Source organism: Cupriavidus sp. MPR-AND1C, from assembly GCF_058809705.1.
The window spans coordinates 1-12187 of sequence record NZ_JBXASU010000148.1; the positions used below are offsets into that span (position 1 = coordinate 1).

Annotated in this window: 7 protein-coding genes; 6 read left to right on the top strand and 1 reads right to left on the bottom strand. The window is 68.5% G+C overall.

Annotation, left to right across the window (positions count from 1 at the left end):
- Positions 1-150: 150 nt before the first annotated feature.
- Entirely contained in the window at positions 151-1440 is a 1290-nt protein-coding gene (gene hemL, locus AC1RWI_RS36625; RefSeq protein WP_043344414.1) for a glutamate-1-semialdehyde 2,1-aminomutase, read from the bottom strand.
- A 215-nt stretch (positions 1441-1655) separates the two neighbouring features.
- Between hemL and AC1RWI_RS36630 the strand changes: the two genes are divergently transcribed.
- The 6 genes from AC1RWI_RS36630 to AC1RWI_RS36655 all read left to right on the top strand — a co-directional run.
- Positions 1656-1826, top strand: a complete 171-nt coding sequence (locus tag AC1RWI_RS36630; RefSeq protein ID WP_006159034.1) for a rubredoxin — start codon at positions 1656-1658, stop codon at positions 1824-1826.
- A 447-nt stretch (positions 1827-2273) separates the two neighbouring features.
- Positions 2274-2768 (top strand): response regulator, encoded by a 495-nt coding sequence (locus AC1RWI_RS36635; protein ID WP_006159033.1) that lies wholly within the window; start codon positions 2274-2276, stop codon positions 2766-2768.
- 26 nt (positions 2769-2794) lie between these two features.
- Positions 2795-3163, top strand: a complete 369-nt coding sequence (locus tag AC1RWI_RS36640; protein WP_492870747.1) for a response regulator — start codon at positions 2795-2797, stop codon at positions 3161-3163.
- A gap of 66 nt (positions 3164-3229) precedes the next feature.
- Complete coding sequence (locus AC1RWI_RS36645; RefSeq protein ID WP_492870748.1) at positions 3230-3817, top strand: chemotaxis protein CheW; 588 nt, start codon at positions 3230-3232, stop codon at positions 3815-3817.
- A gap of 87 nt (positions 3818-3904) precedes the next feature.
- Positions 3905-6073, top strand: coding sequence for a methyl-accepting chemotaxis protein (locus AC1RWI_RS36650; protein WP_492870749.1), 2169 nt, complete (start codon positions 3905-3907; stop codon positions 6071-6073).
- Positions 6074-6158: 85 nt separating this feature from the next.
- Positions 6159-12187, top strand: a 6029-nt coding sequence (locus tag AC1RWI_RS36655) for a hybrid sensor histidine kinase/response regulator (protein ID WP_492870750.1), incomplete at its 3' end; no start/stop codon positions are given.

Sequence of the window (12187 nt, forward strand, 5' to 3'; positions counted from 1 at the left end):
TGCCTACTTTCTTGGCGAGACAAGAAAGTAGGTCGCCTCCCCGCAGGGGAGGTGAAACTGCCTTTGACTTTCAGCTTTTGCCCTTGAAGTGGCAGTAAGGCCGTTGCAGTTGCAGTTGCAATTCAAAGACCACAAACACATCCTAGCCCCTCAAGCCACGAAAGCCTTGCGGGCCGCTTCAATCGTGGTAGCGAGAATCGCATCGTCATGCTGCGCCGAGACGAAGCCCGCCTCAAAGGCGGACGGCGCCAGGTAGACGCCGGCATCCAGCATGGCGTGGAAGAAGCGGTTGAAGCGCGCGGTATCGCACTGCGTGACTTCAGCAAAGCTGCCCGGCACACCCTCGCGGAAGTACAGGCCGAACATGCCGCCGATGGCATCCGCCGCGAACGGCACGCCGGCATCAACCGCAGCCGCGGCCAGGCCGTCGGCCAGCTTGCGGGTTTGCGCGGCAAGGCGGTCATGGAAGCCCGGTGCCTGGATCAGCTTGAGGGTGGTCAGCCCGGCGGCCACCGCCAGCGGGTTCCCCGACAGCGTGCCGGCCTGGTACACGGCGCCCAGCGGCGCCAGGCAGGCCATGATGTCGCGCCGCCCGCCAAAGGCTGCCGCCGGCATGCCGCCGCCGATCACCTTGCCCAGGCAGGTCAGGTCCGGCGTGATGCCGTAATGCGCCTGCGCGCCGCCCAGTGCTACGCGAAAGCCGGTCATCACCTCGTCGAAGATCAGCACGGCGCCATGCCTGGTGCACAGCGAGCGCATGGCTTGCAAGAACGCATCGCTTGCGCGCACCAGGTTCATGTTGCCGGCCACCGGCTCCACGATCACCGCGGCGATCTCATCGGCGTGCTTGATGAAAGCTTGCTCGAGCTGCTCGACGTTGTTGTACTCCAGCACCATGGTGTGCTTGGTCACGTCGGCGGGCACGCCGGCCGAGGACGGCGCGTTCTTGGTGGTGTCGGCAAAGGTCAGCAGGCCGGAACCCGCCTTGACCAGCAGGCTGTCGGCGTGGCCGTGGTAGCAGCCCTCGAACTTCACGATCAGGTCGCGCTTGGTGAAGCCGCGCGCCAGGCGCAGCGCGCTCATGGTGGCCTCGGTGCCGGAGGAAACCAGTCGCACCTGCTCGATCGACGGCACCAGCTTGCAGATTTCCTCGGCCATCTCGATCTCGGCCTCGGTCGGCGCGCCGAACGAGAAGCTGTGGGCCGAGGTCTCCTGCACCGCGCGCACCACTTCGGGGTGGGCATGACCGACGATCATCGGGCCCCAGGAGCCGATATAGTCGATATAGCGCTGGCCGTCGGCGTCCCACATGTAAGCGCCTTCGGCGCGCGTGATGAAGCGGGGCGTGCCGCCCACCGAGCGGAAGGCGCGCACGGGCGAATTGACGCCGCCCGGAATGGTTTGCTGTGCGCGGTCGAAGAGCTGCTGGTTACGAGACATGGCTTTGCGTGAAATCAAAAGCGGGAGAAACGCGTTCTAACGGGCAGCAAGTTACCTTGAAGATGCCTGCAAAAAGGATCAAATGCGAGGCATTTACGCGGTAACGTGCGCGAACACGGCGTATTTGGCCCGAATCCTGCTAACCCGGCTGGCGCCGGCGGCGCCGATTCGGTACCATCTGGCCCTGAATTTTAATGGAGAGTGACTGGACCGTTATGGAATACAAGACCTGGATGTGCCTGATCTGCGGCTGGATTTACGACGAAGCTACCGGCGCGCCCGAAGACGGCATTGCCCCCGGCACCAAATGGGAAGACGTGCCCATCAACTGGACCTGCCCGGAATGTGGCGCGCGCAAGGAAGATTTCGAGATGGTGGCGCTCTGATGTTCTGCAGGGTGCCTGGAGTTGCTGAACCGCAACGCTAGCACCGCCGCGTCGCCAGCCAACACAGGCTGGATGGCGTGATCTGGCCATGCGTCACCATGACGCGACCGTGACGACCCCGCTTGGGGCCCTCAGCCAGCCGCGTCGCGTCGCGTCGATGCGACAGATCGCCAGGGGCTGCCCGAGATTCCGGATTGACGGCCCCACGGCGACTTGTCACACTCTGTTTCAAATTTGAAAATCCACCCTTCGGGGGGTGGACTGCGGCAGGCGCGGGTACCACGCGCCGCCGCTTGCCGGGCACCGGGACTTTCCGGCCGGCGTGTTTTCGGGAATTAGAACGTTTTGTTTCGGGGGTCCGTCGGGGCGGCCAGGCTGCCTTGCGCGGAAGTTCTCAAGTGAATGCCGGCGTTTCCGTCAGGGAAGCGCGCCGGTCGCGGGAACGAGATGCGGGTCGCTCAACTACAAGAAGGTATTCGGGTCAACGCCGAGGTCAGCGGCGCGGTCGAGGCTGGCGCTGGCGCGAGCGGCGCTGCTGCGCCTGCGCGCCGCAAGGTGCTCGTCATCGACGATTCCAGCACCATCCGCCGCACCGCGGAGATCTTCCTGTCCCAGGCCGGTTGCCAGGTGCTGCTGGCCGAAGACGGCTTCGAAGCACTCGCCAAGGTCGGCGACATGCATCCGGACCTGATCTTCTGCGACATCCTGATGCCGCGCCTGGACGGTTACCAGACCTGCGCCCTCATCAAGAAAAGCCCCCGGTTCCATGCCATCCCGGTGATCATGCTGTCCTCCCGCGACGGCGTGTTCGACCGTTCGCGCGGCCGCCTGGTCGGCGCGCAAGACCATCTCGCCAAGCCTTTTACCCGTGAGTCGCTGCTGCAGGCGGTAGACGCCTGCGTGCCACGTGCCGCTGCCGTGGCCAGCCCCTTGCCGGCTTGAGCGCAATCCAAGGAATCCCAATCATCATGACTATCAGCAAAATCCTTATCGTCGACGACTCCCCCACCGAAGCCCTGTTCATGTCCGACCTGCTCGGCAAGAAGGGCTTCAAGGTCTCGGTGGCCGGCAATAGCGAACAGGCCTTCGCCCGGCTCGAGAAGGAACCCTTCGACCTGATCCTGATGGACGTGGTGATGCCCGGCCAGAACGGCTACCAGGCGACCCGCGCGATCAAGCGCGACGACCGCTTCAAGAACATCCCCGTGATCATGTGCACCAGCAAGGGCCTGGACACCGACCGCATCTGGGGCATGCGCCAGGGCGCGGCCGACTACGTCGTCAAGCCGGTCGATGGCGAAGAACTGCTGACCAAGATCGCCGCGCTGGCACACTGAGCCGCGCGCCGGTCTCCTGCCCGCTTGCATCCGAGCCAATCCTTGCCTTCTCACCGGAACCCCACCATGACCGCGCCGCGCCAGGATCTTCGTGCCCGCCAGACCCGGCTGCAGGACTACCAGGCCATGCTGGCCCGCCGGCTGCGTGAGGCGCGCAGCCTGCCGGCGGTGGACAGCTTCCTGGGCCTGCAGGTGGGACAGCGGCACTGGCTGCTGCCGTTGCCGGAGACGGGCGAGGTGCTCGAGATGCGCCAGCCCAGCCGCGTGCCGCTCACGCAGTCCTGGTACACCGGGCTGGTGAACGCGCGCGGCAGCCTGCTGGGCGTGATCGATTTTGGCCTGTTCTGCGGCGAGGGAGCCACCGCGCTGCAGCCGGGCAGCAAGATCGTGGTGCTGTCGCGCCAGGTGGAGCGCGCCTGCGGCATCCTGGCCACGCGCGTGATCGGGCTGCGCCATGCCGGAGACCTGTCGTTGCCGGTGGAAGCGGCGAATGGGCCGAATGCGCCGAACGCGCCGCCGGCGGGGCCGGAGGCGGTGCCGGACTGGGAGGGCGCGCGTTTTGCCGATCGCGACGGGCGCGACTGGCAGGTGCTCGATGTGCGCAGGTTGCTGGCGTCGCCGGCTTTCCTGCAGGTGGGCCGGCAGGCTGCCTGAGCGCTGCGCGGCGCCGTTCGCAAGGACGCGACGATGCGGCGGGCGCGACGACAAATCAAATTCAAAAAATAACGGACAGAGGGTGCTATGGGTTTCAAGATGTTCAGCCTGGGTCGCCAGGCGCCGGCGGCCGGTGCCGCCGAACTGGCGGCAGACGCCGCAGCCGCGCCCAGCACGCGAAGCACCCCGGCCGAGACGCTCTCGGGCCGGCTGTCCCGCATCCCGTTTGCCAGCCAGCAGCGCGCGCTGACCACCGGCGTGGTGGTGTCGCTGGCGGCGCTGCTGGCATCGGTGTATTTCGATAACCGCGAAGCCAACAACGGCGCGGCGCAGATCGAGATCGCCGGCGACATGCTGATGCACTCGCAGCGCCTGGCCAAGGCCGTGCCGGTGGCGCTGCTGGGCAATGCGCAGGCGTTCACGCAGCTGCGCCAGTCCAAGAGCGAGCTCGCGGACGACTTGCAGGCGCTGCAAAACGGCAGCGATGCGAAGCACGTGCGCGCGACCGGCGCGGCCGCCGCGCCGCTGCTGGAAAAAGCCATGGAGTCCTGGCAGCGCACCGAGAAGAGCGCCGGTGACGTGCTGGCCCAGCAGCCCACCCTGACCACCATCGGCCAGACGCTGCAGATCTTCAACGCCTCCAACCCCGAACTGCTGGAAAGCGCGGAGCAAGTGGCGGCAATCAAGCTGCAAAGCGGCGCCAACGCGCGCGAGGTGGCTGCCTCCGCGCAGCTGGTGATGCTGACGCAGCGACTGGGCAAGAACCTCAACGAGTTCCTGGCGGGCGAAGGCGTCAACCCGGAAACCGCGTTCCTGCTCGGCAAGGACACCAATACCTTCCGCGAAACCCTGGACGGCCTGATGAATGGCAGCGAAGCGCTGCGGCTGTCGGCGGCGGGAGATGCGGAAACCCGTGGCTACCTGCAGCAGCTGTCGCAACGCTTTGACGCGGTGCAGAAGACCACCCAGACCATCCTGCAGAACCTGCCCGGCCTGATCGCCGCCAAGCGCGCGCAGCAGCAGATCTTCAACGACAACGAGGCACTGCGCGGCGAGCTGTCCGCGTTGCAGGCTGCTTATGCGCAAGGCGCGCGCATGCGCCCGCTGACGCTGGGCGCCACCATCGTCTCGGCCTTGCTCACGCTGCTGTTCCTGGCGGGCCTGGCCGCGCTGTACCTGCGCGACTCGCGTGCCCGTACCCTCGAAGCCGAGGCCCGCGAGCGCGAGGCCGAAGCCCGCCGCCTGGATGAAAAGCGCAACAACGACGTGACCCAGAAGGCGATTTTGCAGTTGATGAACGAGCTGCAGGACATCGCCGACGGCGACCTGACCAAACAAGCCACCGTGACCGAGGACATCACCGGCGCCATCGCCGACTCGGTGAACTACACGGTGGAAGAATTGCGCGAACTGGTCGGCCGGGTGCAGCAGACCGCCGGCGAGGTGACGCAGGCATCGGGGCAGGTGCAGGACACCTCGACCGAGCTGGTCGCCGCCTCGGAAGAGCAATCGCGCCAGATCCGCCAGACCGGCGAATCGGTGGTGGAAATGGCGGACCGCATCACGCAGGTCTCGCGCGGCGCGGCGGAATCCGCCAACGTGGCGCGCGCCTCGCTGGCCGCAGCCGAGCAGGGACAGCACGCGGTGCAGAACGCCATCGTCGGCATGAACGACATCCGCGAGCAGATCCAGGACACCTCCAAGCGCATCAAGCGCCTGGGCGAATCCTCGCAGGAGATCGGTGAAATCGTCGAGCTGATTTCCGACATTACCGAGCAGACCAACGTGCTGGCGCTGAACGCCGCCATCCAGGCCGCATCGGCCGGTGAAGCCGGGCGCGGCTTCTCGGTGGTGGCCGAAGAAGTGCAGCGGCTGGCAGAGCGCTCCGGCGAGGCAACCAAGCAGATCGGCGCGCTGATCCGCACCATCCAGACCGACACCCAGGACGCAGTGCACGCCATGGAGCGCAGCACCCAGGGCGTGGTGGAAGGGGCCAAGCTGTCGGACAATGCCGGCGCCGCGCTGGTGGAGATCGGCCGCGTGTCGCGCCAGCTCGCCGAGCTGATCGAGCAGATTTCCCAGACCACCTCGCATGAGGCGGGGCTGGCTACCGCGGTGGCACGCAATATCGAAGGGATCCTGCAGGTGACCGAGCAGACCTCGTCCGGCACGCGCCAGACGGCACTCTCGGTGCGCCAGCTGACCTTGCTGACCGAAGAGCTGCGTAATTCGGTGCTGCGATTCAAGATCGCCTGACGAGTCAGCATTGGTGTTCAACGCGAGCCCGCGCGGATGCGGGCCACGGACCGGCGCCACCGCATTGGACGCATTGGAAGCAGTCATGTCATTGAATTTCCCTGTCTCGCGCGAGGCCGCCGGCGCCGATCCGGCCGTGCAGGATCCGCTGGCGCCGATCCCTTCGCCGGACTTGTCCGCCGAGCTGGCCGCCCCGGCCAGCAAGCCTGCGGCGCCGGTGGCTCGTGATCTTTCCGTGCTGGCCTGGCTGGCGCCGAGCCTGCGCGCCGCGCTGGACGACGCCGCCGCGGAGCTGGGCCACTACGTCGATGAAGTGCAGCAAGCGCCCGAGGCGCTGGGCGCGCGCGACACCACCTCGCTGCGCCTGGCCGGCCAGCACCTGCACCAGGCCGCCGGCGCGGTGCACATCGTTGGCCTGCGCGGGGTCGATCCGTATTGCCAGGCGCTGCGCCGCCTGCTTGAAGGCATCGATGGCGGCGCCGTGCCCGCCGACGCCCGCACGCTGGCCGCGTTCCGCCTGGGCGTGCAAGCGCTGGCCGAGTACGTCGACGACCTGATGGTTGGCGACGACGAAGATCCGGTGCGGCTGTTCTGTTCCTATGCCGACGTGCTGGGCCGCCTTGGTGAAGACCGCGTGCACCCCGCCGACCTGTGGGTGGACGAGCTGCAGATGCTGCCCGGCATCTTGCTGCCGATGCGCATGGCCTCCACGGTCACACGCGCGCGCCAGCGCTTCGAGGCGGCGTTGCTCAAGGCGCTGCGCCTGCCGGTCCCGTGCGCCGAGCCGGGCCTGTTGCACGAGGCCTATCTGCCGCTGGAGTCCGCGCTGGAAGACGTACGCGCGAGCGAGCAGGAACTGCGCCGCGCCACCGACCATCCGGACCGCGGCGTGTGGCATGTGCTGGCCCTGGTGTTCGGCGCGCTGGCCCACGGCCTGCTGCCCTCGGACCTGCTGGCCAAGCGGCTGGCGGGGCGTGCCCACCTGCTGCTGCGCCAGTACCTGCAAGGCCAGGTGCGGGTGCCACAAGCCTTGCTCAACGACGCCGTGTACCTGCTGGTCACCACCGCCGGCGCGCAGCCGGCGGACGAACCGCAGAGCGCGCCCGTGCTGGTGCTGCGCTCCGCCATTCGCGAATGCCTGCAAGCCTTCCGCATCGATGCGGCGCATGCCGCGGTGCATGCCGACTTCCGCGTGCGCTATTACGGCTGGCTTGACCCGATCGACACCCGCAACCTGCAGCAGGCGGCCAGCGCGCTCGAGCGGGCCGCTGCCGCTGGCCCGGATCACGGTGAGTGGCATAACGCGCTCGCCGTGCTGGCCGAAGCCGCGCAGCCGCTGGCACAGCCGGCGCTGCTGCGCTGCCTGGATGCCGCGCTGCGGGTCCGACCCGGTGCCGATGATTCCTTTGGCGCCAGCGCCATCGCCTTGTTCCTGGGGCGGGCACTGGCGTTGCCATGGCGCGTGCATGGCAGCACCGGGCACGCCGCGGCGGCCGAGTTCGCGCGGCGGTGCGATGAACTGACCTTGTACCTTGGCGCGCGTGAGCGTGGCGGGCCCGCTGCGCAAGCGCCGCGCTGGCTCGCGCAGATGGTGGACCAGGCGCGCACGCAACGCCTGCGCGAGGCGGCAGTCGCGCAACTGCGTGGCCACCTCGACAGCGGTGAATCCTGGCTCGATGCCTATGACCGCGATGCCGCCCGCGCCGAAGCCGGCGCGCACCTGCGCGACGCCGAACGCGCGTTCGCGGCGCTCGCCAGCACGCTGGCCGGCTTGCGCGAGGCCGGTGCGCTGCCCGAAGCACTGCAGGCCGATGCGCTTGCGGTAGCGGCGGCGCTGGAGCGCGTGATGCCAGCGCTGGAATGGCTTGCTGGCGCTCGCGCCACGCAGGTCGCGGGCGATACCGCCAGCGCTGCCGACGCGGTGAGCGAGCGCGCTGGCCGCCTTGCCGCGATTGCCGGCGAGCTGGGAGTTGTGCACGCCTTTATCGATGCGCTGGCATTTGGCCGTGCCGCATCGGCGCATACGCATGCCGATGCCGTTGACGTTGCCACGCAAGACGAGCAGGGCGGCGCGGTTTCCCACGCGACGCTGCTAGCCAGGGCGCGCGCGGCGGCCAACGATGCGATGCGCCATCCGGCCGCCGCCGACGCGCCCGAAGTGAAGGCGCTGCGCGCCGCGCTGCAGGCGATGAACGAGCAGGCCGCCATCGACGACGCAGCCGGCCTGCGCCGCCAGGCCGGCGAAGCCACTACGCAGCTCAATGCCTGGCTCGCCGGCTCCCACGGCGCGGCCGAGCGCCTGGTGGTGGCGCTGGCCGAGGCGCTGCCCAGCGGCGCGCCCGGCACGCCCGCGCCCGCCGCAGCCATGCCCGCGGCGGCCGACACCGCCGCCATCGATGCCGAACTGCTGGATATCTTCCTGACCGAAGCGGTCGAGGTGCTGGGCGAGGTCGCCAGCGATCTCGGTGGCGGCCTCCCCGCGCTGGCGGATGCCGATACCATCAGCCGCCTGCGCCGCGCCTTTCATACGCTCAAGGGATCCAGCCGGATGGTCGGCCTGCATCGCTATGGCGAAGCAGCCTGGGCCATCGAGCAGGTGATGAACCTTTGGATTGCCGAGGCCCGCGCCCCGGCGCCGGTCCTGCTGGACTTGCTGCTGCGTGCCCACGATGAGCTGTCCGGTTGGGTGAACGCCCTGCGCGGCGATGCCCATGCCGCGCACGATGCCACGGGCCTGCTGGCCGCGGCGCAGTCTGTGCGCGCGGGTGAGCAGCCCGAGCCGGAGCACATTGCCGAAGCGGTGAGCGCGCCTGTGCACGCGGCCGGGCTTGGGCTGGTGGCGACGCAGCCAGAGGACGAGCTGGTGCTGGAAGCACAACCGGGGACGGAGCTGGAACCCGTGCCAGGCATCCAGCCCCCGCACCCGGCAGAGGCGGAAGCAGACAACACCGCGGCCGGGGATGCCAAGGTCATTCCTTTCCGCTTTGCCAGCACGCCAGCCGAGGAAAACGACCACTTCAAGCTGATCGGCCCGGTGCGCATCAGCCTGCCGCTTTACAACGTCTACCTGCAGGAAGCCGACGACCTCATCCGCCAGTTCGCCACCGATCTTTCCGAGTGGCGCCACGAGGGCCGTCCCTGCCCGAGCGAGCTGGCGCTGCGTGTCGCGCACACCTTGCAAGGCAGCGCTTCCACGGTCGGCCTGGAGCCGGTACGCGCGATTGCCGAGGCGCTTGAGCGCCTGATGCTGCAGCTCGGCGCGCACCCGGTGGCGATGCACCCGGGCGACTTCCGCTTGCTGGAGCAGGCGGTGGAGCGCGTGCGTGGCATGCTGCACCAGTTTGCCGCGGGCATCTGGCCCGCCGCCGATGACACGCTCTGCCGCAGCCTGCTGGAGCTTGGCGAGCGCGCCATGGTGCGCCCGCGCCTGGCGCTGCCGGCGGTGGAACTGCTGGCCGAGGCCGAGGACGCGCCGGTTGCGCTGCTGTTCGGCAAGCTGCCCGGCGTGGCCAATGCCGGCATGCTGCACGACGCCACCGTCACGCCACTGCATGCGGTGCAAGCACAAGCGGCGCCGGCTGTCACGGATGCGCCGGACGAGCAAGCCACCGTGGTCACCGAGGAAGCCCCCGATCCGGCGCTCGTCGAGATTTTCCTGGAAGAAGCGCACGGCAGCTTGCCTGAGCTGGGCAAGCTGCTGCGAGGCTGGGAGGCCGCCTGCGGCGATGGCGAGCATGCCAGCCATGCCGGCCTGATCCTGCGCGCGCTGCACACGCTCAAGGGCAGCGCCCGGATGGCCGGCGCCATGGCGCTGGGCCAGGCCGCTCACGAAATGGAAACCCTGCTCGATGCCGCCGTGCGCGCCGATCGCGTCGGGCCGCTCCTGTTCGTGCGCCTGTACGCCTGGTACGACCGCATCCTCGCGCATAGCGAGGCGCTGCAGGCCGGCCGCCTGCTGCCGGTGGACGATCCCGAGCTGATCAACACCATGACCGGGCAGAACAGCGCGCCTGACGAGACGCCGGTTCCGGCTGCGCCCACGCTCGCACCCACACCTGCGCTTGTGCAAGACGCGCCGCCGAGCGCCACGATACAGCCGTGGCTGCCCAGTGCGCCCATGCAGCCGGTTGCGGCACCCCTGCCGGCGCCCGCAATGGGCGCTGCGCTGGCCCCAGCCACCGATGCCGTCGAACGCCAGCGCGCGCTGGTGCGGGTGCAGGCCCGTACTCTCGATACGCTGATCACCGATGCCGGCGAAGTCGGCGCGACGCGCGCGCGGCTGGAGAGCGAGCTCGACGCGATGCGCAGCTACCTGGGCGAGCTCAACGACAACGTGGCGCGCTTGCGCGGCCAGTTGCGTGAGATCGAGATCCAGGCCGAGTCGCAGATGGCCTCGCGCACCGCCGATGCCCGGCACGCGGTCGAGTTCGATCCGCTCGAGTTCGATCGCTTCACGCGTTTCCAGGAGCTGACGCGGATGATGGCCGAGTCGGTCAACGACGTGGCCACCGTCGAGCAAAACCTGCAGCGCGGCTTCGACCGCGCCGCCGGCGACCTCGACGCGCAGGCCCGGCTCACGCGCGGCCTGCAGCGCAGCCTGATGCAGGCGCGCATGGTGCAGTTCGACGCGCTGGCCGAGCGTTTGTATCGCGTGGCGCGCCAGGCCGCCAGCGAGACCGGCAAGGAAGTACGCCTGCTGATCAAGGGCGGCACCGTGGAGGTCGACCGCTCCGTGCTAGACCGCATGGCCGGCCCGATCGAGCACCTGATCCGCAATGCCGTGGTACACGGCATCGAGTCCGCCGACCTGCGCCGCGCGGCAGGCAAGCCCGCCACCGGTGCGCTCACGCTGGAAGTGCAGCAGGAAGGCAATGAGGTGGTGCTGCACTTCGTCGACGATGGCGGCGGCCTTGACCTTGCGCGCATCCGCGCGCGCGCCATCGAGCGCGAGCTGCTGGCGCCGGACGATGACGCGGGCGAGGCCCGCCTCACCGAGATGATCTTCGCGCCAGGCTTCAGCACCGCGGATACGGTGTCGGAGCTGGCGGGGCGCGGTGTCGGCATGGACGTGGTGCGCGCCGAAACGGTGGCGCTGGGCGGGCGCATCGCGCTGGCTACGCAAGCCGGGCAGGGCACCCGCTTTACCGTGCACCTGCCGCTGACGACAGCCATTACGCAAGTGCTGCTGGTCACGCTGGGCGGGCGGCCCTTCGCCATCCCCAGCGGCATGATCGACCAGGTTCAGCAACTGCGCTCGCAAGGCTTGCTCGAAGCCTACAACCAGGGCAGCCTCGACGCACCCGGCGGCGCCGTGCCGTTCCACTACCTCGGCACGCTGCTGGAAGAAACGCCGGCGGTAGCCGCAGGCAAGAAGTACTCGCCGGTGGTGGTGGTGCGCAGTGGTGCCGAGCGCATCGCCGTGCACGTGGACGAAGTGATTGGCAACCGCGAAGTGGTGGTCAAGCACATCGGCCCGCACCTGGCACGCCTCGAAGGCATTGCCGGCGCGACCACGCTTGGCGACGGCGAGATCGTGCTGATCTACAACCCGGTGGTGCTGGCGCAGCGCTTCGTGCGCGAGCGTGGCGAGCTGGCCCGTCCGCAGCTTGCCGCTCTGCCGCATCTGCCCCAGCCGGCGCAGCAGCCGACGCTGGGCGCGGTGGCCGAGTTCTCGCAAGGCGGCGCGGCTCCGGTGCAAGGGCTGGCTACGCAGCCGACCGTCATGGTGGTCGACGACTCACTGACCGTGCGCAAGGTCACGCATCGCTTGCTGACGCGGGCAGGCTACCAGGTGGTGCTGGCGCGCGACGGCGTGGACGCGTTGCGGCAGTTGCAAGAGGTGATGCCTGACGCGATGCTCGTCGACATCGAGATGCCGCATATGGATGGCTTTGACCTGACGCGCAATGTGCGGGCGGATAGCCGGACCGCGCATATGCCGTTGGTGATGATCACTTCGCGCACGGCGGAGAAGCATCGGCGTTATGCGGCTGAGATCGGGGTGAATGTTTATCTGGGTAAGCCGTATAACGAGGATGAGCTGCTCACCACGTTGCAGCATTTGTTGGGTGAACGGGCTGTCGGGATGGCGGGGTCGGTGGCGCAGATGTTGGG

Excerpts from the sequence above, each read along its gene's own strand:
- AC1RWI_RS36635 (WP_006159033.1), top strand. The coding sequence starts at position 2,274 with ATGCGGGTCGCTCAACTACAAGAAGGTATTCGGGTCAACGCCGAGGTC.
- AC1RWI_RS36640 (WP_492870747.1), top strand. The coding sequence starts at position 2,795 with ATGACTATCAGCAAAATCCTTATCGTCGACGACTCCCCCACCGAAGCC.
- AC1RWI_RS36645 (WP_492870748.1), top strand. The coding sequence starts at position 3,230 with ATGACCGCGCCGCGCCAGGATCTTCGTGCCCGCCAGACCCGGCTGCAG.
- AC1RWI_RS36650 (WP_492870749.1), top strand. The coding sequence starts at position 3,905 with ATGGGTTTCAAGATGTTCAGCCTGGGTCGCCAGGCGCCGGCGGCCGGT.
- hemL (WP_043344414.1), bottom strand. The coding sequence starts at position 1,440 with ATGTCTCGTAACCAGCAGCTCTTCGACCGCGCACAGCAAACCATTCCG.
- AC1RWI_RS36630 (WP_006159034.1), top strand. The coding sequence starts at position 1,656 with ATGGAATACAAGACCTGGATGTGCCTGATCTGCGGCTGGATTTACGAC.